Source organism: Fusibacter sp. JL298sf-3, from assembly GCF_053842995.1.
Map to the genome: position 1 here is coordinate 2,089,976 of NZ_CM132608.1, position 24,530 is coordinate 2,114,505.

The following is a 24,530-nucleotide window of genomic DNA, read 5'->3' on the forward strand; positions in this document are numbered from 1 at the left end:
CACTAAGTGGACGGCATGTTTTTATTGAGTTGCAACACCAGCTCTTTGTTGTCTTTAGTTGTCAAGAGCGTGTCCATAAACTTTTCGATGATCTCCGCGTTGTTGTAGCGGTCAAATCCGCGCCTCAAACGCCTTACCGCCTCGAGTTCCTCGTCGTCAAAGAGGTACTCCTCCCTGCGCGTTCCCGACTTTCGTATATCTATAGAAGGGAAAATACGTTTTTCAGACAACTTCCTATCGAGGATGAGCTCCATATTCCCCGTGCCTTTGAACTCCTCAAAGATGACGTCGTCCATGCGACTGCCCGTTTCGATTAAAGCCGTGGCGAGAATGGTGAGTGACCCACCCTCTTCTATGTTGCGCGCGGCACCAAAAAAGCGCTTAGGCCGATGAAGTGCGTTGGGATCGAGACCACCTGAAAGCGTCTTGCCACTAGACGGTATGACGAGGTTGTAGGCCCTTGCCAATCGCGTAATGCTGTCGAGCAATACCACGACATCTTTCTTCTGTTCCACCAGTGCTTTGGCGCGACTCAGCACCATTTCAGCGACTTTTATATGATGCGACGGCAATTCGTCAAAAGTCGAATAGATGACATCTGCCGGAATGGAACGCTTCATGTCGGTTACTTCTTCCGGACGCTCGTCGATTAAGAGCACCATGAGCTCGACGTCCGGATAGTTCGTGGTTATCGCCTTTGCGATTTTCTGAAGTAAAATCGTCTTCCCCGACTTCGGTGGCGCCACAATAAGCCCCCTCTGCCCTTTTCCAATGGGCGACACGAAGTCGATGATACGCGTCGCATAATCGTTCTTATTGAGTTCCAACTTGAATCTCGACTTCGGGTAAAGGGGTGTCAGATCTTCAAAGCGCGGCCTTTCACCATTTGAAGTCGGCTTTTCACCGTTGATGGCACTGACGTAGAGCAAGGCATCAAACCGCTCCCCAGCACCGGCTTTTCGCGTTTTCCCCAACACCTTGTCCCCTGTGCGCATCTGAAATTTACGAATTTGGGAGGGCGAGACGTACACGTCTAGCTCACTTGAAAGGAAGTTTTCAAACCTTAAAAAACCATAGCCCTGCTCGATGATTTCCAGGACACCTTCTACCTCCTCGCTGTCATTTTTGCGCACTTTTGGCGCGTCGAGACTTCGAACGACTTCAGGTGGCTCACTGTTGTACGCTGTTTCAGACGCTGTCGCCTCTGGCTGTTTTTCAGCGGCTTTTGTAGCCACACTACCGGCAATCAAGTCGATAAGCGCATCTTTTTTATAGTGGGTCAAATTCTTAAACCCCATTGCCTTGGCGATTTCTCTTAAATCAGCTACTTTTTTCTGCCTTAAATCCGCTATCTCCATGTTCTCTGCTATGCCTGTGCTCCGTCGGCACAGCGCCTCCTTTCTCTGCGTATAGACAACTTAAACGTACGACCCTGTATGTAAGGCCGCTGATGGGTTCAATTTAATTTTATGTCATTGGGGGTTCGTTAAGAGTTTCAATTTCTTGAATTGATAAGATTATGTGATATCATGTGTATATGAAATGATAAACAATACCTGTGTTCATCATAACATATTTTACTAGAACAATCAAATAAGGTGATATTATGAAAAAAATTATACTTTTGTTGGTATGTACCGTGTTTTTCGCCATGCCGACCTTTGCTTTCGGCCCTCTTGCTCCAAGTATGGGGGAACCTCAACACAAAGTAACCTTTAACTTTTCAGACCGGCCCATTGCCTTTGAACACACGCCCTTTCTCCTAGGCGATCAGTTGATGGTGCCCGCCGTCGAGTTTATGGAGCAAATTAAAACCCAGTTGTACCGCGTAGAGAAAAAACAGATTTTGGCCTCATACAAAGACAATACCTTTATTAAGTACACCGAAGGCGACGCCTCCGCTTACCTCAACGGCAGTGAAAAGCGCCTTGCCGTCATCCCATTTAAGCACAAGGGCGTCCTCTACATCCCCTTTCAAGAGGCAGCAGAAGCTTTTGGCATCCACTACCGGTACGATGCAGACGAGAGCACCGTCTACGCCGATTTTAGAGATGCCGTTACCGCTTACCGCGTCTACAACAACGAGAATTACAAGAGCGTCCCCCTTCACGACCTCGGCATCAGTTTTTTTATTCCGAGTTCCTGGGACAAACTCAGTTCTTCAGCGCATCAATACGGACTCAAAAACGACTATCAAAACCACCACATCGAGTTGACCACCTTGTCTCTCGACGGCGGCTACACCCGCGCCATGCTCTTTAGCCGAATGAAAAGCGCCCTTGAACAGGAGGCCATTCAGGTCAAGGAAGTTCGCACTTACAAACCCGGTGATGTCGTCATCGACGCCATGCACTACACCACTGAGGGGCGCGCGTATACCGATCACCTCATCTATGTCATTTTAGAAGGCGACATCGGCTACATTTTTTCCGGGCATTTTAACGCCTCAGAGGCAGACCTGAAGCAGACGTTTGACACGGTGGCGAGTACTTTCCAGATCAACAGGATGAGCATCAACACTTCTCAAGAGCATTATGTGGAACTGGAACCTTTTTATAAAAACGGCCTTTCGATGAAAACCGCCCTTTATTCCAATATGCTGGTAGAGAACGAGTTGTCGCTCAGCGGTTCTGTTGAAAACGCGCAAATTAAAGGTCTCAAGGTCGGCGTGGAGCGATTAGGCGAACGCTTCGACTACTACCTCCCCGTTAAAGACGGTCAGTTTAAAGCGACGGTGTACATTCCTTTCGGCATTGGGAAACACAATCTCACTTTGGCAATAGACGCCGAATCCGACACGCAGGCGCCTGACAACACCTATACCAACGACCAGAAAGTCGACGTGGCGGTCAAACGCTTACACGCGCTATCAGAATACGTCGACGACGCGATTAAGCCGAGCTTTTCAGCTGACGACCCCAATGTCGCACTGAAATTCAGCGTGGTCAATACGGCGAGTACGCCGATAAAAGACATCTTGCCGTCTCGACATATCGACTACGACAAACCCGATGTGTACGCCACGTCAAATGGCCTGACCTACAACTTGTCCAGCGAGTACGCCAAAGCAAAAGCCATCTACACGTGGATCTACGAATCGTATGCACACATCGATTACAACGAAGACGAAGGCATAGCGTCTATGGAGGCTCTCGTGAAGCGCCGAAGCGGCAACGCACTGGAACTCAGTGCACTCAATGTAGGCCTCTTGCGCTCACTGGACATTCCCTCTCGAATTGTCCGAGGGGAAAACGCTTCTGAAACCGCGTTCTGGGTCGAGACCTATATCAACGGCAAATGGCTGATTTCAGATGTGGTTAAAGAGATAGAAAACAAAGACGGCACCCTTCGGTTTTTCAATGTCAATCGGGCGGAACACTACGCACAGTTTGAGACAACTGACATATTGCCGTTCTAATACCTTTAAAAAAGCCCAGTCGGTTCAAATCGACTGGGCTTTTCTCAACACTATTTTAATTTTAAAATCTCACGTGCTTCATCAGGCGTGGCCACTTCTCTGCCAAGCTCTTTCGCCAGACGCACCACGCGTTCGACGAGCTCCGCATTAGATGCCGCCAGACGGCCTTTAGAGTAGTAGATGTTGTCTTCGAAACCGACGCGTACATGACCGCCTAATACAATGGCCATCGCCGCAAGCGGCAGTTCTGCTCTGCCGATGCCCGCCACGGTCCACGTGCTGCCAGCCGGAAGCTGTTGCACCATGTACATAAGGTCTTCCGGTGTTCCCGGACACGCACCCGGTACCCCGAGTACAAAATCGTAATGCACCGGTTCAGCCACCAAACCCATTTTCACGAGTTTTTTGGCATTTTCAATCATACCGCGCTCAAACACTTCGATCTCAGGTTTTACACCAAGTTCTTTCATACGCGTTGCAAATTGAATCATATATTCTTGTGTATTCATAAACACATCGTCGCCGAAGTTACACGTCCCTGCACTCAGTGTGGCCATTTCTGGCTTGAGTTCAACCGGTTGAAGACGTTCTTCCGGCGTATGCCATGTGGCGCCACCTGTGGACGGCTGAAAAATCACATTGCACTTGGCTTCGACGGCTTCTTTTATCTGTCTGTAAACTTCTTTGTCCTGTGTCGGCTCGCCTTTTTCATCTCTGGCGTGAACGTGCACAATAGAGACGCCGGCTTCGTAACACGCGTGCGCCGCTTCGGCAATTTCATCTGGAGTAAGTGGCAAACTCGGTTGTTGCGCTCTCGTTACCTCAGCACCTGTTAGGGCCGCTGTAATAATCAACTTTTCCATCACTTGACCTCCTACTTCTCACCGCGTTGCTTGTCCTTAGGGACGACGCAAACGCCTTCTGCACGACAAACGACAATCGGTTCTTCTAAAACGTCACAAGCGGACTCGTTGATATCCGGTCTCGGTACAATCACCTTTCTCGCCTCAAAAACCATCTTTCGAGAAGAGTTCCCAACTTGGGTGATTTCACCAACGGCTTCAATGTAGTCGCCTGCATAAACCGGCGCCAAAAACTGAACGTTTTCGTAAGCTGCAAACAGACCCTCGTCGCCGTCTTGACGAATGAGAAGTTCTGTGGCAACGTCGCCAAATAGATTGAGCATTTTTGCACCGTCGACCAAATTCCCGCCGTAGTGCGCGTCATGCATGCTCATACGCATTCTAATCATTGCTTTTTGAGCCATTTTAAATCCCTCCGTGTAATTATTTTTTCCCTCTTACCCTTCTATTCTACACGATTCCGAGACGTATTAAAACCCCATAAACGATTTATCAGGCGCTAATTGATGATTTTGGAAATTTATTTCTGACACCACATTGTGCAACCGGTTATTCCCCCCTGGTTCCGTGCTGATAAAGTGCCTTTTTTATGGGGAAAAACAAAAAAAGAAGGGCTGTGCCCCTCTCTTTTATTTAAAAACACTATCTTTCGTTGGCCGCCGCCACGAACTCTCTAAACAGCGGATGCGAACGGGTCGGTCTCGACTTAAACTCCGGATGGTACTGTGCCGCCACAAACCACGGGTGTTCCGGCAATTCGATGACTTCTACCAAGCGCTCATCCGGCGAAAGACCACTGAACACAAAGCCGCTCTCTGAGAACGCCTTGCGGTACGCGTTGTTGAACTCGTAACGGTGTCGGTGTCTTTCGTAAATAAGCGGTTCCCCGTAGGCAGCAGCCGCTCTGGAGCCTTCGGCGAGTTTGCAAGGGTAAAGTCCCAAACGCATGGTACCGCCCATCTCCTCTACATCGTGCTGATCCGGCATTAGGTCGATTACCGGCGCACCGGTGTTTGGGTTCAACTCAGCGCTGTGAGCGCCTTCATAGCCGAGAACGTGTCGGGCGTACTCGATAACCGCCACCTGCATGCCCAAACAAATCCCCAAAAACGGGATCTTGTGAACGCGCGCATAGTGTGTCGCAAGGATTTTACCTTCGACACCGCGATCGCCAAAACCACCTGGCACCAAAATGCCTTGAGCGTCCTTTAGGCGTTCAGCGACATTTTCAGCCGTCAGTTCTTCAGAATGAACCCAGTCGATATCTACGGCGACGCCACGGTCGATGCCGGCGTGCTTCAGAGCTTCGGCAACAGATAAATACGAGTCTCGCAACTCGACATACTTGCCCACCAATGCAATTTTAACGCTTTTATCGAGGTTGTTTTCAATGTCTACAATGCGTTGCCAGTTGCCGAGTTCAGGCGTTTTGCAGTCTAAGTCGAAGTGTTCGCAAACCAGTCGCGGTAACCCCTCTGCTTCAAGTGCAAGGGGAATAGAGTAAAGTGTGTCGGCATCGAGATTTTCGATGACATTTTCCGGTGCCACATTACAGAAGAGCGCAATTTTATCCCGCATTTCCTGAGAAATTTTGTGCTCTGTGCGGCACACCAACAAATCGGGCTGAATGCCGATTTCTCTCAGTTCTCTAACCGAATGCTGTGTCGGCTTGGTCTTGACTTCACCGGCTTTTCCCAAAAACGGCAGAAGGGTTAGATGAATGTACATGACGTTTTCAGCGCCGACATCGTATTTCATCTGTCGAATAGCCTCTAAAAACGGCAGCGATTCAATATCGCCCACAGTGCCGCCGATTTCTGTGATGATGATGTCCGCACCTGTTTCTTTAGCAGAGATTTTAAGGCGCTCTTTAATTTCATTTGTAATATGGGGGATGACCTGCACGGTTGCGCCGAGATAGTCGCCCCTGCGTTCTTTCGTTAGAACCGACCAGTATATTTTGCCCGTTGTGACATTGCTGTACTTTGAGAGGTTGATGTCGATAAAGCGTTCGTAATGCCCCAAATCGAGGTCCGTTTCCGCCCCGTCGTCTGTTACGAAGACCTCGCCGTGCTGATAAGGGCTCATCGTCCCCGGATCGACGTTGATGTAGGGGTCAAACTTTTGAATGGTCACTTTGTACCCTCTCGCCTTTAACAGCTGACCTAACGACGCCGCTGTAATCCCTTTGCCAAGGGACGAAACGACACCGCCTGTAACAAAAATATACTTCGCGCTCATGCTTTACTCCTTTCGAAACGAGGGCCACCCTCTATCGGTATAACTGTGGAGCACACCTTCCCCACAACTCAAAAAAAGAGTGACAAGTCACCCCAAAAGGATGACTCAACACTCTTGTTCCTAAGGTTCAAGAAGCCACCCACATGGGTGTCACTCTTATATACGATTTAAAATACTTGAATAGTATATACAGCTTGAGCCTCTAAGTCAACTTATTTTTTTAAAGAAATTTTTGCCGCTTCGATAACGTCTGTGGTCAGCGTCTTGCCTTCGATTAAAAGGCGGTCGCCCACAGCGTAATCCGAAAGCTTCAAACCGGAATCCGTCTTAAAGACAATGGTCTTAATTTGACCGTCGTCATCGACCACCGTGAGGATACCTGCGCTTTCAAAGACTTGAGTTACCGTATAAACCGACGCTTCTTTGTCCACTTCTTTGATTTGGCCAAGCTGCACTTTATATACCCCGCTGAAGCCCGTGTAAACCGTAATGCCTTGGCTCAATCTCAAGTCGTAGATGCTGAGCTTCGGCTCACCCTCTTCATTGAGGAAAAGTGCTTTGTCTGAGACGGCAAATGTGCGCGCGCCCTTTTCTGTTTTAATAGAGATTTCCGGTTCTGCTTTAATGTGAATTCCTGTGAGCGTACCGAGAAGCGTCTCCTTTTTACCGGTGTTTTCAAGACGCGTCACCACGCCGTTTTGTAAGCGCACACTGACGATGGCATCTTTTGCAAAACCTTCTGAACGGTTGATAAGAGCGGCATTTTCTCCAATGTTATAGTTGTAGACAAAGCCGTTTTCCGTTACAAACGACAGGCGGCTGTCCTTGGTGTCGTCAAAGTCTTCTGTCATAATGCCCGACACTTCAAATTCGCCGGTGTATGCGACAACGCGCTTAATCGTATGACCGTCGTAGTAAACAAACACGCGGTCCCCCTCTTCAAGATCTTCTACTTTAGCAGGGGCTTCGTTGATGGTTACAATGGCGCCGTCATAAAGGCGCTTGTGATCAAATGTCTTGTCTTCAAGTCGCGTTCTGAACGATCTGAAACTCGGCTCAACAGTGAGTTCAGGGCCAATGTTTGAAAAAGTCCCTTCTACCACATCGTAAACTTTGTTTACTTCTACCTTCGTCACCAACCCGCTCTTAACGTAAACCGTCACATCAGACGCTTTTGCCACGTGGTTGATCCCCACTTCTTTTCCACCGAAGTAAACCGGCACGTGTTTCATGCTGAACACTTCGTTGCTGGAAGGGCCTTTAACCGTCATCGTGTTGTTGTCGGCATTGTAGGTTTGTACGCTGCCTTTAAACACGACGTCGCCCTTGTCGAGCGTCGTGTCTCCACTTGACGCCGTATCGTCTGAACCGTCATCGGCATCGTCGTCTGAATCGTCTTTGTCGTCGGCGTCGGCGTTTTTCTCAAACTCCGAAAGGGCATCGTAATACCCCTCTACAAACACGGCAAGTACAGCACGCGTCAACGGCATACTCGGGTTAAAATTTCCTTTGGTATCGCCCTTTGGCGATATAATCTCGTTTTCAATTAAAAAGTGTACGTATCTTCTGGCGCTGACGGGTACGGACTCAGCGTCTTTATACGACAACACCGCAATGCGGTTTAAATTTTCTTCTTTGTAAAAATTCAAAGCTCTACCGGCGAAGACACTCATGGTCACTTTGTTAATTTGCGTCAATTTGCCGTCTTTGACAAAAGTCTTTGCCTCTTCAGGTGTGATGACCCCATTTTCAATAGCGTAGGCCATTGCCGGGTAGACGTCGCTGCCATAAGGCGCCAACATCTTAGGAATGCCGATCTCCTCAAACATATCTTCGTAATGCGTTGTCAAAGTCCCCATGCTGAGGTCTTCTAGGTAACCGAGTTTTTCTGCTGCGCGGTAAAGCACCACCACAGCTTCTAAATGTGTAGCTTCTCCACCTGGCACGAATTTATCGCCTTCGTAAAGTGCCATTAAGTCCTCTTCCACAACCGATTCAATGGTCTCTTTTGCCCAGTAGTTTTCAGCGACGTCTTTCGCATCTGCAAACGTCGGCAATGCTGTTGAAAATGCAATGGTACCGGCTAATAAAACCGACATCATTTTCATATGCTTCATAAATGCCCCTCCATTTTCTAACTCACTATTCTATACAGGTTCAATTCGCGTCATTTTTCCCCATTATATCATGCCGACGTTTACTGTAGCATTACAATTTCTTTAAGTCCAAATAAGATTTAGACTATTGCTCAAATTACGTCAAATTACAATCCGGTGACGAGTGAATTTATGACTGCCGCACCGTGGATTATTATGATAAAATATAGGGTGAGAAAATATACGTTAAAGAGGTTGCTATGTCTAATTTTCAGTACAAAGATTTAAATATATGCTACAACCGCGTCGGCAGTGGCTCACCGGTTCTCTTGCTCCACGGATGGGGCACTAGCGGAGAGTCGTTTGCACCACTGATCGAGGGCTTAAAGCATACACACGATGTCATCTACTTGGACTTTCCGGGATTCGGCAACTCAGATGAGCCGAAAACGCCTTACAGTCTCGGCGATTATACGGATTTTACCGAAGCGTTTATAAAGGCGCTGGACTTAAAAGACCCCGTTTTAATCGGTCATTCATTTGGCGGCCGCGTCGCCATTAAACTCAGCGAACGCCTTGCCGTGACAAAGATGATTCTCATCAACAGCGCCGGTGTAAAGCCCGAGCGCCAAAAGAATTATTACCTGAAGGTCTACGGCTACAAATGTTTTCGGACACTGGCGCGTCTACCGCTGTTGTCTTGGCTTTTAAAAGAGCCGCTCGAGGCCTACAGAAGCCTCTACAGCAGTGCCGATTACAAAAGCGCTTCTCCAATAATGAAACAGGTGCTTTCAAAAGTCGTCAATGAAGACCTCACACCGCTCCTAAGCGGCATCAAGGCGTCGACGCTCCTCATTTGGGGCGATGAAGACACGAGTACACCGCTGTCAGACGCCAAGAAGATGGAGGCGCTCATACCGGATTCGGGCCTCGTTGTCTTCGAACAGACCGGCCATTTCGCTTATCTCGAACAAGCGGAGCGGACGCTTGCCGTCATCCAAAACTTTCTAGGAGGCTCACAATGATTATCAGCACCATCGTCATCGGCGTCGTCATGCTTATAACGCTGGCAAAAACCACGCTCGACGTACACAAACTACAGTTGAGCGGCTATTATATCGACCAGTACTTCAAGTGGTACAAAGAAAACCCGTCAAAATGGGTTCGCCCCTATGAGCTCCTGTTTTTCATCGGCGTTCTCCTCAGTACGTCACCGGTTCACCCGGCACTGCGCGTACTCGGCATCGCTCTCGTCGCGCTACACGGTTACTTTTTCAATTTAATAAAAGCCGCCGCCCCTGTGAAGAAGCCCCTTGTGTACACCCCCAGGGTCAAGCGCCTCCTTGTAACTTGCGGGGCGACGCTCATCGTTTCAGGTGCACTGGCATGTCTCTTTGCGCCGGCTGCAGCCGGTTTGCTCAGTGTCTTTATCTATGTGGCCAGCCCACTGTACATCGCACTGGCCAATGGTCTGAACAAACCTATTGAAGCGCGCGTCAACGCGTACTACATTAACGATGCAAAACGCCATCTGAAGGAGAACCCACACCTCACCGTGATTGGCATTACGGGAAGCTACGGTAAAACCAGCACCAAAAATGTCCTTTACGCGATGCTTTCTAAAGACTTCAACGTCTTAATGACGCCTGAGAGTTACAACACCACCATGGGAGTCACGCGCACCATTCGCTCGGATCTCAAGCCGATACACGACATCTTTATCGCCGAAATGGGGGCTAAAAAAACGGGCGATATCGCAGAGCTCTGTGACCTCACATCGCCGTCAATCGGTGTGATTACGTCCATTGGGCCCCAGCATCTCGACACGTTCAAAACGTTTGAAAACATCGTTAGGACTAAAGGGGAACTCTTTGCCCACCTCGAGCCCGGCGGGACGGCTTTTGTCAACGCCAGCGACCCCCACATTTTAAGTTTGCCCAAACGCGACGACCTCAGCTATGTACACTTTACCGCAGATAGCGATCTCGAAGGGTACGCAGTGACCCCCGACTACTCTATAGAAGCGGTCAGCGTCGGTGCAGGGGGATCGAGTTTCACACTGGTACATGCGCCGACGGACAAGCGGGTGCGCCTGTCCACCAAACTCCTCGGTCGACACAACCTGCTCAACATCGTCACCGGCGCCGCCATCGCTTTATCGCTCGGCATTAAAATGGAGCGTCTAAATACGCTCATCGCCGATCTCAAGCCGGTAAAGCACCGTCTTTCATCACGACGTGTGGGCGACACCTACACCGTATTAGACGATGCGTTCAACTCGAATCCGGTGGGCAGTAAAATGGCTCTGGAGGTGCTCAAGGCCTACGAGGGCAATAAGAAAATCGTCATCACGCCGGGAATGATTGAACTGGGCGATCGATTTTACGACCTCAACAAAGCGTTTGGCACGTACATCGCCGACAGTTGCGACTACGCGATATTGGTTGGTAAAAAACAGACAAAGCCTATTCAAGACGGCCTTTCGGAAAAACAGTTCCCGGATTCGAAGTGCTATATCGCCACATCGATTCACGACGCATTCGATCACCTCGCCACTGTTGTCGCGCAAGACGACGTGGTCCTCATAGAAAACGATTTACCGGATACTTTCAACGAATAAAGGAGCTATTATGATTCACATAGGCGTATTTTTCGGCGGCACGAGCGTCGAACACGAAGTTTCTGTTATTACAGCGCTTCAGGCAATTCATCAGCTCAAAAAAATGAACCGCTACAAAGTTGTGCCCATTTACATCTCCAAGCAGAACACTTGGTACACCGGAGATTATTTAATGGAAATCGAACATTTTAAGGATTTGAAAAAAGTCATCGATGCCACAACCCCCGTCCAACTGGTGAAAGGTGAAAAGCGCGCACAACTCGTGCACTTTAAAAAGAGCAGGGCAGAAGTTGTCGACGTCGTCGACCTCGTCTTTCCCATTATTCACGGCACCGGTGGCGAAGACGGAACGCTACAGGGCCTTATTGAACACTTAGAGCTCCCCTATGTGGGTTGCGGCGTCTTAGCCGCTGCCATGACCATGGACAAAATTGCATCCAAGCAATTTTTACGTTGCTCCGGTATCAATGTCGTCGACGGCGAATGGTTCTACAGCCATCACTGGCTCACCGACCAGTCCTCTATTTTAGAGGAACTCGAAGAAAAATTGTCCTATCCGATGATTGTCAAACCGGCGGATATCGGGTCCAGCGTCGGTATCAAATGTGCCAAAAATCGAGCGGAACTCGTGGAAGCCATTGATGACGCACGGGTTTTCTCTACGCGGGTTTTGGTCGAAAAAATGCTCTCCAAAATGCGGGAAATCAACATTGCCGTTCTCGGCGACAGCGAGAACATGCGCTTTTCCGTCTGTGAAGAGCCTATATCAGAAAGCGACTTCCTCACCTATGAGGACAAATACATGAGCCAAGGCACCGCCACTAAGGGAATGTCGGGCTCTAGACGACAGATTCCGGCAAACCTCGACCGGACGATGCAGAAAACCATCGAGCAGATGGCGGTTGAAGCCTTTATTGCATTGGACTGCGCCGGCGTGTCTCGAATCGATTTCATGATTGACGAACATACTCAGACCCCTTATGTCAACGAGTTCAATACGGTTCCGGGGTCGCTGTCGTTCTACCTTTGGGAAGCGTCCGGCGTCTCCTTTAAAGAGATGCTGGAAGAAATGATACAAGCGGCGTTTAGAACGTACAGACGCAAACAGCAATTGACGCGTTCCAACCATCTCAACTTATTATCCAGTACCGACTTAAAAGGTATTAAGAAATAGGAGGCCCATATGGCAACGGAGAAAATACTCATTGTAGAGGACGATTTACAAATTCAGACGCTTCTCAAGGACTATATCAACGCGTCGGGATATGTTGCAGTCACAGCTTCTGACGGTGAAGAAGCCCTTTATAAGTTTGAAAGTGAGAAGCCGACACTGGCGCTTCTCGACATCGTCATCCCCAAAATTGACGGGTTTGAGGTCTGCAGGAAAATTCGCAACGAGTCCAATATCCCCATTATTATGCTCAGCAGTAAGAAAGAAGATACGGACAAGATTTTGGCGCTGGGACTCGGTGCAGACGACTATGTGGAAAAGCCCTTTAGCCCACGTGTTCTCGTCGCGAAGATTCAATCTCACTTGAGACGTTCCAATGAACTCTCCGGAACCCCTGTGCACAATACACTCAGCATAAGGGGCCTCGAACTGGACATCACATCCAGAACAGTGACACTCAACGGCGAAGAAATCCCCTTTTCCGTTAAAGAGTTCGACATCTTGCACTATTTAATGGCCAACCGCAATCAGGCGCTTTCAAGAGAAAAGATTTTTGATGAAATATGGGGGTATAACGAGTACGGCGACATCAACACAGTCACAGTACACATGCGTAAAATTCGGGAAAAAATTGAAGAGAACCCGTCTGAACCGCATTTTATAGAAACGGTGTGGGGCATTGGCTACAAATTCAAAGGCTAAAAAAAGCCGCATATCGCTAAAGAACCGCATCCTATTTTTTCTCTTGAGTATGATTTTGTTTACCTCTGCGTTTATGCTGTACTTTATCATTGCCTACCGCATTGAGCTCATACAGTCCGACGCGGTGCTGAGCAGCCCACTGTTGCTGTTAAGTCTTTTAATTGTCGTCTTAATCCTGTTCTTTATGGGCATTATTCTCATCATCAACAAATACATTTTTTTGCCCATTAGCGAGATGAAGAAAGCCGCCGAACAGATTAAATCAGGCAACCTAAATTATGAAGTAAAAGGTTACGGCAACAACGAAGTCGCCGAGTTTTGTTTCGAGTTTGATCGCATGCGCCTGCGGCTGAGAGACACCATACTCGAGCAAAACGAAACTGAAAAACGCAGAAAACAACTGGTCGCTAGTATCAGTCACGATTTGAGGACGCCGCTCACCAGCATCAAAGGCTATGTAGAGGCTCTTCAAGACGGCATTGTCACCGACAAGGCCATGTACGACACGTATTTAAACACCATCAACGAAAAAACCGATTTGCTGAACCACTTAATCGACGACCTGTCTGTATACGCGAAAAAAGACGCCGGCGAATTTTCGCTGAACTTTGAACGGGTTCATACCGGCAAGACATTAAACAACTACCTCGACCACAAGATTTCAGAGTTTAGAAACAGTCCCATTCAGTTGGTGCTCAAGAAACCTTTTATTGCAACGTATATTTACGCCGACCCTTACAGACTGACTCAAATGCTCGAAAACCTCATTAGCAATGCCAAAAAATACACACACACCAAGATCGAGGTGGCCACCGAGGTTCAAAATTACCATTTAAAGATTCATATTCGAGACGATGGCGACGGTATTCCGCAAGATGTGCTTCAAAATATTTTTGACCCTTTCTTCATGGTCAATAAGAAGAAAGATCAACGAGACAAGCGTGGTACCGGATTGGGGCTTTCCATTGTCAAGCAACTTGCCGAAGCCCATAACGGCAGCATATCTGTCGAGAGCATCGTGGGCAAAGGTACTTGTTTCACACTCGACATCCCGTTAGATCGCTAGAGAAAGGAGTTTTTTATGAAATGTCCTAATTGCAGCTTCAACAATCCCTCTTCTGCGGAAATATGCAAAGTCTGCGGTTTTGAGCTGAAAGAAAAACCCATGCGTTCAAAGCCTGCCGCAGAACCACCGGCAAAGGAACCCCCTTCAAATGAAGTGACAGCTACTGAGTCTGCAACTGAGCACCCGCCGGAGTCTGTCCCAACGCCTGAGCCAGCGCCCACTTTTTCTGAAGGAGAGACTACAGGTGAAAGCGAGGTCACTGACGCCGTCAGTGCTCTCTTTGGGTCTGATGAAGCCTCACCGGAAACCTACGACATCAACCTCAATGAACGCCCGACATCTTCAAAGGACTATGAATCCTCGTATTCAAAGCCGGTGAGGGTTTTGGCCATGGTCGGGGCGGCAGCCGTTCTCGCCCTGTTCCTCGTCATCCTCGTCTGGCCTAAAATCTCAGACGGGTTGTTCGGTGACGACAGCGGTGAGATCGCCGGTGAAAATACGCCTGTAACCGACGCAGAAACGGAGAAACTCGAAGCCTTTTTCAACAGCTTCTTTAAAGATTTTTCAAATTACATCAACGATGGCGGCCTAAAAGTCGTCAACTATTTTACGGATGTTAGCGGCGCCATGGCAACATTGGAAACCTATGGTTCACTGGGAAAAGTCGTTTCATTTACACAGGACTCATTTGAATCGCTTCTCGCCTCCGATGAGAAAAAGACCTACGAAGTCAAGACGACTTTTTATCACGAAGCCGATGGCGAAGCACTTGAAACGCCTATTGTATGGACGTTTACACTAAAAGCGTCTGGGGAAACGTACAAAATCGAGCGCTATCAGACCGACTTTAAAACCTCCCAGCCGGCTTCCCCTGACGGAGAAGACACATCGGAAGACGATGGGGACAAAGACCCCGATGACGGATCTGAACCCCCTGCAGAAACTGAAGACAAAGACACTTCAGACCAAGATAAAGATAAAGACGATGACAAAGAACCCGAACCTGAAACAGAAGAACCTAAAGCGTTGCCTAGCGGTTACAAAACTTCCGGCGGCTTCTCAGGTGGCTCTGATGTCAGCGGTCTCGACATCGCTTCTATTCGATATGGAGACAATGGTGACTTTGAACGACTCGTCTTTGACTTTTCGGCAGTTGATGAAAGCGGAAACCGTACACCATCTGAAAAACCCGCCACGTACAGCGCCTCTGTTTCCGGAAACGGCAAGACGCTTACACTCACTGTCAATGGGATGAAAACACTCACTGCCACTTCGGGAAGTATCGATTTTAAAGGTGCTAAAACCGTTCAAAACGTCGCCCTCTCACATGATGCAGGGGCTCAAAAAGCGACGATTACCATTACGCTGAGCGGCGAAGGCGGCTTTAAGGTCTTTGCTTTAAAAGAGCCTGGAAAAGTGGTCGTGGACTACGTCCTCCCATAGTACGAAATTCCATCAAATTAAAAGCCTGTACAGACGTCATGAAGAATGACGTGTCTGTACAGGCTTTTTGTTTGGGCGAAGTGCCCAACACAAAAGCGCCCCCATATGGCCAAGCCAAATTGGAACGCTTTTTAAGCTTACTGCATTTTAAGTTAGAGCTTTTAACAATAAGATGACGAGCATCAGTGGGAGCAAGAGTACGGCTGCCCCGATCAAAATCCCGAGACCTCCGAAAAGCAATCCGATAACAGCGCCGATACTGCCAAACACAATGCCAATAGCGCCACCGATGGCGCCCATTACCACACCAATAATATGAAATGGCAACACGATTAAACCACCGAGTAACTTCGGTAAAAGAAATAAAATACCACCTACAATCAATAATTTAGGCAACATCTTTTCAAAAGAATAACCTTTATTGTACATTACGATTGCCATAATACCCATTACAATTAAAGCCAACGTCATAAGCAACCTCCTCTAGATACGATTTATTATAGTTACTATACCGCACTAAGAGTAAAACGCGATTAACCCATGATTAGAATTTGGTAAGGATTGCTCTCTAAAAAAGTCGGCTCCCAAGTGGGAGCCGACTCAAACTGCTGGCCAAAACTTGTATAGGTTGCGGCACAACAGCGGTGTTTATTAATCTTCAATTTGCTTTGAAGCGTTGATTTTTCTAATTTCTTCAAGTACCAGCGGCACGACTTTATCCACTTCGCCTACGACGCCGAGGTCAGCCACATCAAATATTTTTGCATTTTTATCTTTGTTAACTGCAATAATCAATTCCGCTTCTTCCATACCGGCAACGTGCTGAATCGCACCGGAAATACCACAGGCAAAGTACACATCCGGTCTAACCGTTTTACCCGTTTGGCCGACTTGTCTGTCGTGATCCATCCAGCCGCTGTCTACAGCTGCTCTTGAAGCCGATACAAGACCTTTGAGTTCATCAGAAAGATCGTAAAGTACTTTGAAGTTTTCCTTCGATCCGACGCCGCGGCCACCGGATACGAGAATAGACGCTTCTTGAATATTTTGCTTTTCACCAACTTCTTTCTCAAAAGAAATCACTTCGACGCATTGGCTGTTGCGCTCGAGTTTTAAGTCAAGTGTGACAATTTCACCGTTTCTCGCATCGTCACGCTCCATTTTTGTCATAACGCCCGGGCGAACTGTCGACATTTGCGGTCTGTGGTCTGGACACACAATGGTCGCCATAATGTTACCGCCAAATGCAGGACGCGTCATCATTAATTGTCTGTCTTCAGAAACTTCAAGCGACGTACAGTCTGCAGTCAATCCCGTTTGAACACGTGCAGACACTCTAGGCGCTAAATCGCGGCCGATTGATGTCGCACCGAAGAGGACGACTTCCGGTTTCTCTGCGTTGATGATTTGCGTCATTGCCTGAGTGTAAGGCTCAGTCGTGTAGTATTCTAAATCGGCGTGGTCTGCAACAACCACCTTATCTGCGCCAAATGCGACGAGCATCTTGCTGTGCTTGGCCACTTCGTTACCCGGAAGTGCCGCCACGAGGTGAACCCCCAGTTCATCGGCAATCTTTCTCCCTTTGCCGATCAACTCTAAAGATACATTTTCTATATGATTGAACCGTTGTTCAACAAAAACCAAAACACCTTTGTAATCCGAAATGTTCATTTTGCCCTCCTAAATCCTAAATGATAAATTTCTCTTGTAGCTTATCGACAATTGCAGTTGCAAGTTCTTTAGGCGTTCCTTCAACCACTTTGCCGGCTTGTTTAACACCTTTGGTGAAGGATTTTTTAACTTTTGTCGGAGAGCCTTTAAGCCCCATCTTTGCAGGATCTGCTTCAATGTCAGCAAAGTGCCAAGTTTCGATTTCGAGTTCGCGATGTGCTTGGATAATGCCTTTAACGGACATATAGCGCGGCGCGTTCATCTCTGTAAGTGTCGTAATCAAACAAGGGTACTGAACTTTAATCATTTGGAACCCGTCTTCAAACGAGCGCTTGATGATCGCGTGATCTTCCTTGTGCTCGTATTCGCACACATAAGAAATTTGAGGCAATGCCAAGTGTTCTGCAATTTGAGGACCAACTTGTGCCGTATCGCCATCGATAGCTTGACGGCCTGTTATAACGAGGTCGTAATCTAATTTGTTAAGTGCCGCCGCAATCGTGGTAGACGTCGCGAGGGTATCCGCACCGGCAAATACTCTGTCTGTGAGGAGAATAACGCGGTCTGCGCCCATTGCATAGGCTTCTTTAAGTGCGAGCTCCGCTTGTGGCGGTCCCATTGTAATAACCGTTACATGGGCACCATGAGCGTCTTTTAATTGCAGCGCCATCTCTAGGCCGGCTTTATCGTCCGGATTGATGATGCTTGGCACACCTTCTCTAATCAGCGTACCTGTTTTTGGGTCTAACCTTACTTCATTGGTATCTGGAACTTGCTTTATACATACGACAATTTTCATCGATTCATCCTCCATTACTTCAATTCTTGAGCCGCAATTACCATGCGTTGAACTTCACTAGTACCTTCGTAGATTTCTGTGATTTTCGCATCGCGCATCATTCTCTCTACTGGGTATTCTCTGGTATAGCCGTAGCCACCGTGCAGTTGGATCGCTTTAACTGTAACTTCCATGGCGACTTCAGAGGCCATGAGTTTTGCCATTGCAGCTTCTTGAGAGTATGGCAGTTTGTTTTGCTTTTTGTACGCCGCGTTGTAAACCATGAGGCGCGCCGCTTCGATTTTTGTCTTCATGTCTGCAATTTGGAACTGCGTGTTTTGGAACTTAGAAAGCGAGCGTCCAAATTGTTGTCTTTCTTTTACGTACTTAACCGATTCGTTGTAAGCACCTTGTGCAATACCGAGGGCTTGAGCCGCGATGCCAATACGACCGCCGTCGAGGGTCATCATAGCGATTTTGAAGCCTTTGCCGACGCCACCGAGCATGTTGGACACCGGAACGCGACAGTCTTCAAAGATGAGCTCACATGTGCTCGATCCTCTAATGCCGAGCTTGGCTTCTTTTTTACCAATTGAGAAGCCAGGGGTACCGCTTTCTACAATAAATGCTGTAATGCCCTTGAGACCCAAAGAGCGATCTGTCATGGCAAATACAACGTATATATCTGCATAGCCTGCGTTGGTAATGAATATTTTGCTACCGTTTAAAATGTAGTGATCGTCGCCGTCTTTTACAGCTGTTGTCTGTTGAGCAGATGCATCTGTTCCGGCATTTGGTTCTGTAAGGCCGAATGCACCGATTTTTTCACCTTTTGCTAGAGGCACGAGGTACTTTTGCTTTTGCTCTTCTGTTCCGAATTCGTAAATAGGTGCGCCACACAGCGACGTATGTGCGGAGACGACAACAGATGTTGTGCCGCAAGCCACACCGAGCTCTTCAACTAAGTTGATGTATTGCCAATACGTTCCGCCTGCACCGCCGTAGTTCTCTGGAAATGGAATACCCAGCATCCCCGCCTTTGCCATTTTCTTAACGGTTTCTTCAGGAAATTCTTCCTTCTCATCAATCTCTGCAGCGATTGGTTCTACTTCGTTCTTAGTGAATTGTCTAAACAAGTCACGCATCATGAGATCTTCTTTTGTGAGCTCAAATTTCATGTTTTCCCTCCATTTTGTTAAATAATTAACTCTTCATTGTAAAAAAATAGACATTATCCCCATGAGCCTATTTTAGCAAAGAATCGAAAAAAAGCATAGAGCAATCACACATTTTAATCGACTTAGACAAAAAATTAACAATTTCCTTTTCTTCTCTATTGCATGTATACAGGATACACTTTACAGTTTAAATTTAAAAAGTATTAATATTACGACAAAAATGACTGCCAATAGAATTAAGTTGCTCTTGCGCATGCGACGTATATTGTCCTTGTAAGGGTCCTCGTACAATTTGCCGTTTCGATACGCCAAATTCTCTTTGAAAATTTGATACCGCTCTTTAGGCAACGTGTAAACTGACTTAACCTCCTTATTATATAAGGCCTTTGCCACAGCGCTGTCCTTAAGCGGGACAGACAAAATCTTTTTACCGGCGTCGTCGTGTACGCGCGACCGAATGCCCAGCGCGTACAAGTGCATCTCAAAGTCCGCAAAAACCTGCGTATCATCCGTTACGCAATGGGCAACCTCAGCCCATGCATACAAATAGTCAAATCGTTCTCTCTCAGCATCCATCAATCGACCTCTCTGTATAAAGTGAATTCTTCTTTAATTTCCAGCTGGCGTGCTGTTTTGAGCCAGGCAAAATAACGTTTGAGCTTGTACTTAGAAACCTCAATAGGCGCATAATAATAATCAAAACTGTTCAAAAACTTGCCGTAGTCGAAGTTGCTGTCCACAAGGTCGAGCTTGCTCGCATAAACACTGGCAGAAGCGCTGTTCTTAGCCAGCCAATTGTTGTTCTCGATCAAGTTGGCTTCAAATGCCTTCCACACTTCGGGATAAACATCTAAAACCGTCTCCCTGACGACAAAGACATCCAGCGGCAGTCCCGATGAAAGCGACACGCTGTTTGTCACATATTGATACATATTCACCATCCGATACATGGGCACGTCTTCACTCATTAAAGCCTGATACTGTGTTGGAGAAAAGAAAGCGTTTTGAATGTCCCCTTCTCGATAGGCCGCTTTCATTTTTTCTTCATCTGTCCAGCTGACAATGTTTACATCGCGCTTGGGATCGATGTTCATATCCATGAGAAGCCCCTCGACGAACAATCGATGACTGAAATAGATGTTGATGTTTTCCCGTTGAAGGTCCGACAGTTCTACACCTGCCTTGCGCGAAACAAATTGAGGGTAACCCGACGAATTGAGTCCGACGATTTTGTACGTACCGTCTACCGATTCGTTTTCTAAGTAAAAATCAATCGGCAGTATGGCCAAATCTATTTTGTCTTCCTTTAAATCACTTTGTAGTGTCGTTTCTGAGTAATAAATTTTGTAATTCACAAGCAATGTCTCGTCTAATGTCGGCTGTTCGTAAAACTGTCTCACCGTGGTCAACGCCATGTCGGTGCCTGTCACTGCGATATTCAGTTCAATCGGTGTCGTCTCTATGGCGTGAGACACCTCGACAGTCTCCGGCGTTTCATCACTTGGGTCCACCGCAGATGTCGTGGTCTCTTTGGCGCCACAAGACGTCAGCAAGACCAATACCAAAAGGGCGTAGCCCCACATTTTAAGCTTCATTGATTAACCACCTTAACTTTAATCGTTACAGTTCATTGTAGCATAAAAAAAAACATGTCTCAATGGACATGTAAAGTGAAAAGCCTGTGTTTGTTTTACAGCGCACACACTGATTTTTCAATAGTTTTATCATCTTACCGCTCTCCGACCATCTTGTCTATTTTTTCATTGTCAGGTCGTATAATCTCAAACGACAACACGCCGCCAGGCTCGATAAAATTCTTATCGATGAGCAAATCGTAATCGCTGATAATCTGAGAAATATCGTCCATTGAGGCCTTAATGTGTGTGTTCACTGCTGTGTCGTCTTTTTTCGAAGCTAAAAAACGTTTGATAAAGCGATCGACCAAGCTGCTGCTCATTTTGTGGTAAAAGGACAGCTTAATACGGCCATTGCGCTTGAGAACGCGCTTCGCTTCCGAAATCACGAATTTCGGATTCTCTTCAAAAAATTTATTGCTATGTAGTTGAATGTAGTCAATCGATTCGTCTTCGACGCGGATTCTTTGATTGTCCACTTCGACAATGCGCAGACATTGTCCACCAAAAGTAATGCGCGGGTTGACACATGTCCATTCCATCATCACAGTCATCGATTCTATGTTTGGGGCCTGTGCTTTGCTTTTCAATTCGGAAAAAGTCATTGTACGCCTCCTTTCTTTCATATTTCTCTAATGTGTAATAAAAATATCACACGATGCTTTTCAATACAATAAAGTCCGTGTTAACTAAGTTGTACGTTTTTTTAATACCTTGAGTTAAACGTTACTTTTACGCAATATTTAAACCGAAAAACTTGTCCTTTTACAGCTGTTGTATACACGATTTTTACTGTCAATCACTTTTGAAAATGTCCCAAAATAAATGAAACATGAGCACCAGTAAAAAGCTGGTGCTTTGTTAATTAGCGGAGAAAAAGTTTTCTTGAGTGTTAATGATGTCCTCAAAAGTATAATTGTGTTGAGCATAGTGTGTTTTGATAAATTTCTTGATGGCGCTCTTCCGCCATGGATGTATCATGGAAGGGATATTGCGTTTTTTAGGCAGAGCCTCGAATTCGTCCTGAAAATCAAAGTTCTTAGATTTCCTTAGATGAGAAGGGATAAGTTCGAGTTCATAAACGTTCTCGTTTACAGAGGCCATCAAACAGCCGTTAAAAGCCTTAATAATGACAGCCGGAGTGCCTTTGTGGTAATAAATAGGGAGGCCTCTGTCGTCCATGAGTTTAAAATATTGATTTTCAAATTTAATGCAATGGCCTGTATCAATTTTGCGCTCAGCAATTACCGCAAGCGTTAGATTGATTTTTTCATCAGACGGTTGCGTTTCAAACACAGATTTGTTATTATCAAAAGGCAGAGCAAACTTGTCATTGAATTTCTTTATGTAGGAGTTCAGAAATTCGTTGGCATGCTCTACGCTTGATACGCCTGCGTTTCTTAAGTCGATCGGCAGTCGTGATTGTAGTGTTTGGAATAAGCGTTCTACGCGTCCTTTGGCCTGTGGAACGCTTGTTACTTTTATATCTACCCCTAGTTGATGGCAAGCGTAAGAAAACTGAGTGAAGGTGTCCTTTTCAAGTGAGGGGGCCTTTTTTTGTTTGTATTCAAAAACAGTTCTTCTGTCCGTGTAAAACATGTGTGGAATACCATAGGTTGTTAAAATTTGATGAAAGACATTGTAATAGCCTTTAAGTGTTTCTTGGTGGTCGAAGTAAGCCCCCACGATTCGCCCTGTGGCATCGTCTATAGCAGCGTGTAAGTGGGTTTTGACGCCGCCAAACCAGATGTGGACTGAAGCGTCCATTTGAAGCATTTCTCCAAAGTAGGCGGATCTAGGTCTTCTAGGGTGGCTTTCATCGAGTTCAACGATCTTGTGCTGAATAATTGCCATGTCCCTTTTAGAAGTAGCCTTTTTCTTTTGGGCTTCTAATTTTTTACGAAGGGCTTTCTTTGTTGACCTGTGAGCCTTGGGAGATAAAACATCTTGTTCCATAAGGATATTTTTTACAGTAGTTGGAGAAAGAAAAAGGTGTTCTTGCTCTGCTAGGATTTCAGTAAAATGAGCGAAATTCGCATCGGGATACTTGGTCCTGTAAAGTCCTAAAATCAACGTTTTAGTTTCGCTAGACAGGGCGTGAACGGGTTTCTTTCCACGGTTTCCATGGACAAAGAAGTCTTTCCCTTCTGACCGATAGCCCTGGATTAATCGATTAACCGTTCTAATACTACAGCCTAGCTTAAGTGAAGCTGTTTTTTTATTGCCATTCGTATCGACGAGCTTTTTAATGATTTCATATTTTAGATTTTCATTCATACGTAATTCTACCTTTGTCATTTAATTTACCTCGATGCTTTCATTCATTGAGGTATTATTATAGCATTATATCTTTTGGGACAAAATCACGTTTGATTACTTAAGACATTATCACATGTGAATCATATACAGCTGTTGTATACACGATTTTTACTTGACACGATTGGCCGCCTATGCTAGATTAATAATGTTAGAGGGAGTAACTGCCCATTGCGGAATTTAAGTCGTCAGAACGGATACCCATCCCGGCTTAAATGATTTTAAATCGTGTGAGACTCTACAGTCCTAGGCTGACTGTAGAGTTTTTTTGCGTCATCACTTGTATAAGGAGAGTACACATGGATGAAATGATCTTAGGTTTTTTAGAACCACTACCGACCGTCGTCCTGTTCCTGATTATCGCCGTAACGCTGTATACGCTTGGTAAAGGTGCAGATATACTTATCGACGAAGCTGTTGCAATTTCAGAAAAGCTCAGAATTCCCAAGGCCATTATCGGCGCCACTGTGGTGTCGTTGGGAACCACTTTGCCGGAAGTGTCTGTTTCTGTAATGGCAGCAGTTAACGGCAACCCGGACCTCGCTATTGGAAACGCCGTCGGGTCTATTATTGCAGACACCGGCCTCATCGTCGGTATCAGTGTTCTCATTAGCCCGATAGTTGTCGACTACGCCGCTATTCGCGTACAGAGTTGGATTCAAATTTTAGCAGGTGCGTTGCTCATCGTCTTTGCCCTTCCGATTTTTTCAGGTGGCGAAACCGGCGTCATCCGCCAATCGATGGGCTTTGTGTTAATCGCCCTTTTGTTTGCGTACCTCTACTGGTCGTTTAAACACACCAAAAAGGAGACACTGGTCGAAAATGAAGGTGAACACGAAGGCAGTAAAAATACCGTCATTGCATTCCTTTTAATGGCTGCAGGTATGGCCATCGTCATCGCGTCTTCCAAGATTCTAATCCCTTCCGTAGAGATTACAGCTACGCGTTTAGGAGTGCCTCAGAGTATCATCGCAGCGACGCTCATCGCCTTCGGTACGAGTTTACCGGAACTCACCACCAGCGTCAAAGCCGTTATGCGCGGACACGGCGACCTCGCCATCGGTAACATCATCGGTGCCGATATCTTAAATGTCCTCTTCGTTTTAGGGGCTTCTGCGGCGTTCACGCCGGCTGGCCTCGTTGTTCCAAAGCAGTTTTACACGCTCCATTTCCCGGCTATGGCGGCGATTCTATTGGCATTCAGAACCTTTACACTGAATAAGGGACACCGCTTAAATCGAAAAGAAGGGGCTCTACTTCTATTTTTCTACCTAATTTACTTGGTGTTCAACTTGAAAAGCTTTGTCTAAGCACCTTTGAGACACCATTAAAA

21 protein-coding genes are annotated in these 24,530 nt (G+C 46.7%); 8 read left to right on the forward strand and 13 right to left on the reverse strand.

Features of this window, described 5'->3' with window-relative positions; all coding sequences use genetic code 11:
* Positions 1-2 precede the first annotated feature (2 nt).
* Positions 3-1,358, reverse strand: a complete 1,356-nt coding sequence (rho, locus tag ACR6HW_RS09980; protein ID WP_455727588.1) for a transcription termination factor Rho — start codon at positions 1,356-1,358, stop codon at positions 3-5.
* Positions 1,359-1,606: 248 nt separating this feature from the next.
* On the opposite strand from rho, the gene ACR6HW_RS09985 reads away from it, so the two are divergent.
* Entirely contained in the window at positions 1,607-3,418 is a 1,812-nt protein-coding gene (locus tag ACR6HW_RS09985; RefSeq protein WP_455727589.1) for a transglutaminase domain-containing protein, read from the forward strand.
* Between the two features lie 50 nt (positions 3,419-3,468).
* Here ACR6HW_RS09985 and kce read toward each other — a convergent pair whose 3' ends face one another.
* The 4 genes from kce to ACR6HW_RS10005 all read right to left on the reverse strand — a co-directional run bounded on the left by kce (position 3,469) and on the right by ACR6HW_RS10005 (position 8,639).
* The gene (gene kce / locus ACR6HW_RS09990; RefSeq protein ID WP_455727590.1) at positions 3,469-4,281 is read right to left on the reverse strand and encodes a 3-keto-5-aminohexanoate cleavage enzyme; all 813 of its coding nucleotides are present in this window, start codon (positions 4,279-4,281) and stop codon (positions 3,469-3,471) included.
* An 11-nt stretch (positions 4,282-4,292) separates the two neighbouring features.
* Positions 4,293-4,685: a 3-aminobutyryl-CoA ammonia lyase gene (gene kal, locus ACR6HW_RS09995; RefSeq protein WP_455727591.1), complete on the reverse strand. Its 393-nt coding sequence runs from the start codon at positions 4,683-4,685 to the stop codon at positions 4,293-4,295.
* Between the two features lie 238 nt (positions 4,686-4,923).
* Entirely contained in the window at positions 4,924-6,522 is a 1,599-nt protein-coding gene (locus tag ACR6HW_RS10000) for a CTP synthase (protein ID WP_455727592.1), read from the reverse strand.
* Positions 6,523-6,734: 212 nt separating this feature from the next.
* Positions 6,735-8,639 carry an S-layer homology domain-containing protein gene (locus ACR6HW_RS10005; RefSeq protein WP_455727593.1) on the reverse strand — a complete coding sequence of 635 codons (1,905 nt, stop codon included), beginning with the start codon at positions 8,637-8,639 and terminating at the stop codon, positions 6,735-6,737.
* 239 nt (positions 8,640-8,878) lie between these two features.
* Between ACR6HW_RS10005 and ACR6HW_RS10010 the strand changes: the two genes are divergently transcribed.
* Genes ACR6HW_RS10010 through ACR6HW_RS10035 form a run of 6 tightly spaced genes read left to right on the forward strand, consistent with a single transcriptional unit; the run spans position 8,879 to position 15,620 of the window.
* Entirely contained in the window at positions 8,879-9,643 is a 765-nt protein-coding gene (locus ACR6HW_RS10010; RefSeq protein ID WP_455727594.1) for an alpha/beta fold hydrolase, read from the forward strand.
* Positions 9,640-11,238 (forward strand): Mur ligase family protein, encoded by a 1,599-nt coding sequence (locus tag ACR6HW_RS10015; protein ID WP_455727595.1) that lies wholly within the window; start codon positions 9,640-9,642, stop codon positions 11,236-11,238. Before ACR6HW_RS10010 ends, ACR6HW_RS10015 begins: the two co-directional genes overlap by 4 nt.
* A gap of 10 nt (positions 11,239-11,248) precedes the next feature.
* Positions 11,249-12,412: a D-alanine--D-alanine ligase family protein gene (locus tag ACR6HW_RS10020; protein WP_455727596.1), complete on the forward strand. Its 1,164-nt coding sequence runs from the start codon at positions 11,249-11,251 to the stop codon at positions 12,410-12,412.
* 9 nt (positions 12,413-12,421) lie between these two features.
* The gene (locus tag ACR6HW_RS10025; protein ID WP_455727597.1) at positions 12,422-13,111 is read left to right on the forward strand and encodes a response regulator transcription factor; all 690 of its coding nucleotides are present in this window, start codon (positions 12,422-12,424) and stop codon (positions 13,109-13,111) included.
* Positions 13,112-13,160: 49 nt separating this feature from the next.
* The gene (locus ACR6HW_RS10030) at positions 13,161-14,177 is read left to right on the forward strand and encodes a sensor histidine kinase (protein ID WP_455727598.1); all 1,017 of its coding nucleotides are present in this window, start codon (positions 13,161-13,163) and stop codon (positions 14,175-14,177) included.
* Between the two features lie 15 nt (positions 14,178-14,192).
* The gene (locus tag ACR6HW_RS10035; protein WP_455727599.1) at positions 14,193-15,620 is read left to right on the forward strand and encodes an AMIN-like domain-containing (lipo)protein; all 1,428 of its coding nucleotides are present in this window, start codon (positions 14,193-14,195) and stop codon (positions 15,618-15,620) included.
* Positions 15,621-15,767: 147 nt separating this feature from the next.
* Here ACR6HW_RS10035 and ACR6HW_RS10040 read toward each other — a convergent pair whose 3' ends face one another.
* From ACR6HW_RS10040 to ACR6HW_RS10075, 8 genes are all read right to left on the reverse strand, one after another.
* Entirely contained in the window at positions 15,768-16,091 is a 324-nt protein-coding gene (locus ACR6HW_RS10040) for a hypothetical protein (RefSeq protein ID WP_455727600.1), read from the reverse strand.
* A gap of 180 nt (positions 16,092-16,271) precedes the next feature.
* Positions 16,272-17,291, reverse strand: a complete 1,020-nt coding sequence (locus tag ACR6HW_RS10045; RefSeq protein WP_455727601.1) for an electron transfer flavoprotein subunit alpha/FixB family protein — start codon at positions 17,289-17,291, stop codon at positions 16,272-16,274.
* 16 nt (positions 17,292-17,307) lie between these two features.
* A complete protein-coding gene (locus ACR6HW_RS10050; RefSeq protein WP_455727602.1) occupies positions 17,308-18,090 on the reverse strand; it encodes an electron transfer flavoprotein subunit beta/FixA family protein in 783 nt (260 codons plus the stop codon).
* A 14-nt stretch (positions 18,091-18,104) separates the two neighbouring features.
* Positions 18,105-19,247, reverse strand: a complete 1,143-nt coding sequence (locus ACR6HW_RS10055; protein ID WP_455727603.1) for an acyl-CoA dehydrogenase — start codon at positions 19,245-19,247, stop codon at positions 18,105-18,107.
* A gap of 180 nt (positions 19,248-19,427) precedes the next feature.
* Positions 19,428-19,823, reverse strand: a complete 396-nt coding sequence (locus tag ACR6HW_RS10060) for a hypothetical protein (RefSeq protein ID WP_455727604.1) — start codon at positions 19,821-19,823, stop codon at positions 19,428-19,430.
* The gene (locus ACR6HW_RS10065) at positions 19,823-20,842 is read right to left on the reverse strand and encodes a substrate-binding domain-containing protein (RefSeq protein ID WP_455727605.1); all 1,020 of its coding nucleotides are present in this window, start codon (positions 20,840-20,842) and stop codon (positions 19,823-19,825) included. Before ACR6HW_RS10065 ends, ACR6HW_RS10060 begins: the two co-directional genes overlap by 1 nt.
* Before the next feature lie 134 nt (positions 20,843-20,976).
* Positions 20,977-21,486 (reverse strand): methyltransferase domain-containing protein, encoded by a 510-nt coding sequence (locus tag ACR6HW_RS10070; protein WP_455727606.1) that lies wholly within the window; start codon positions 21,484-21,486, stop codon positions 20,977-20,979.
* Between the two features lie 256 nt (positions 21,487-21,742).
* On the reverse strand, positions 21,743-23,158 hold the full coding sequence (locus ACR6HW_RS10075) for an ISNCY family transposase (protein WP_455730851.1): 1,416 nt from the start codon (positions 23,156-23,158) through the stop codon (positions 21,743-21,745).
* Positions 23,159-23,496: 338 nt separating this feature from the next.
* Here ACR6HW_RS10075 and ACR6HW_RS10080 point away from each other — a divergent pair, with 338 nt between their 5' ends.
* The gene (locus ACR6HW_RS10080; protein WP_455727607.1) at positions 23,497-24,507 is read left to right on the forward strand and encodes a calcium/sodium antiporter; all 1,011 of its coding nucleotides are present in this window, start codon (positions 23,497-23,499) and stop codon (positions 24,505-24,507) included.
* The last annotated feature ends 23 nt before the right edge of the window (positions 24,508-24,530 follow it).

What these genes read in the sequence shown, in the direction of transcription:
- rho (WP_455727588.1), bottom strand. Translation starts at nt 1,358, where the DNA reads ATGGAGATAGCGGATTTAAGGCAGAAAAAAGTAGCTGATTTAAGAGAA.
- ACR6HW_RS09985 (WP_455727589.1), top strand. Translation starts at nt 1,607, where the DNA reads ATGAAAAAAATTATACTTTTGTTGGTATGTACCGTGTTTTTCGCCATG.
- kce (WP_455727590.1), bottom strand. Translation starts at nt 4,281, where the DNA reads ATGGAAAAGTTGATTATTACAGCGGCCCTAACAGGTGCTGAGGTAACG.
- kal (WP_455727591.1), bottom strand. Translation starts at nt 4,685, where the DNA reads ATGGCTCAAAAAGCAATGATTAGAATGCGTATGAGCATGCATGACGCG.
- ACR6HW_RS10000 (WP_455727592.1), bottom strand. Translation starts at nt 6,522, where the DNA reads ATGAGCGCGAAGTATATTTTTGTTACAGGCGGTGTCGTTTCGTCCCTT.
- ACR6HW_RS10005 (WP_455727593.1), bottom strand. Translation starts at nt 8,639, where the DNA reads ATGAAGCATATGAAAATGATGTCGGTTTTATTAGCCGGTACCATTGCA.
- ACR6HW_RS10010 (WP_455727594.1), top strand. Translation starts at nt 8,879, where the DNA reads ATGTCTAATTTTCAGTACAAAGATTTAAATATATGCTACAACCGCGTC.
- ACR6HW_RS10015 (WP_455727595.1), top strand. Translation starts at nt 9,640, where the DNA reads ATGATTATCAGCACCATCGTCATCGGCGTCGTCATGCTTATAACGCTG.
- ACR6HW_RS10020 (WP_455727596.1), top strand. Translation starts at nt 11,249, where the DNA reads ATGATTCACATAGGCGTATTTTTCGGCGGCACGAGCGTCGAACACGAA.
- ACR6HW_RS10025 (WP_455727597.1), top strand. Translation starts at nt 12,422, where the DNA reads ATGGCAACGGAGAAAATACTCATTGTAGAGGACGATTTACAAATTCAG.
- ACR6HW_RS10030 (WP_455727598.1), top strand. Translation starts at nt 13,161, where the DNA reads ATGATTTTGTTTACCTCTGCGTTTATGCTGTACTTTATCATTGCCTAC.
- ACR6HW_RS10035 (WP_455727599.1), top strand. Translation starts at nt 14,193, where the DNA reads ATGAAATGTCCTAATTGCAGCTTCAACAATCCCTCTTCTGCGGAAATA.
- ACR6HW_RS10040 (WP_455727600.1), bottom strand. Translation starts at nt 16,091, where the DNA reads ATGACGTTGGCTTTAATTGTAATGGGTATTATGGCAATCGTAATGTAC.
- ACR6HW_RS10045 (WP_455727601.1), bottom strand. Translation starts at nt 17,291, where the DNA reads ATGAACATTTCGGATTACAAAGGTGTTTTGGTTTTTGTTGAACAACGG.
- ACR6HW_RS10050 (WP_455727602.1), bottom strand. Translation starts at nt 18,090, where the DNA reads ATGAAAATTGTCGTATGTATAAAGCAAGTTCCAGATACCAATGAAGTA.
- ACR6HW_RS10055 (WP_455727603.1), bottom strand. Translation starts at nt 19,247, where the DNA reads ATGAAATTTGAGCTCACAAAAGAAGATCTCATGATGCGTGACTTGTTT.
- ACR6HW_RS10060 (WP_455727604.1), bottom strand. Translation starts at nt 19,823, where the DNA reads ATGGATGCTGAGAGAGAACGATTTGACTATTTGTATGCATGGGCTGAG.
- ACR6HW_RS10065 (WP_455727605.1), bottom strand. Translation starts at nt 20,842, where the DNA reads ATGAAGCTTAAAATGTGGGGCTACGCCCTTTTGGTATTGGTCTTGCTG.
- ACR6HW_RS10070 (WP_455727606.1), bottom strand. Translation starts at nt 21,486, where the DNA reads ATGACTTTTTCCGAATTGAAAAGCAAAGCACAGGCCCCAAACATAGAA.
- ACR6HW_RS10075 (WP_455730851.1), bottom strand. Translation starts at nt 23,158, where the DNA reads ATGAATGAAAATCTAAAATATGAAATCATTAAAAAGCTCGTCGATACG.
- ACR6HW_RS10080 (WP_455727607.1), top strand. Translation starts at nt 23,497, where the DNA reads ATGGATGAAATGATCTTAGGTTTTTTAGAACCACTACCGACCGTCGTC.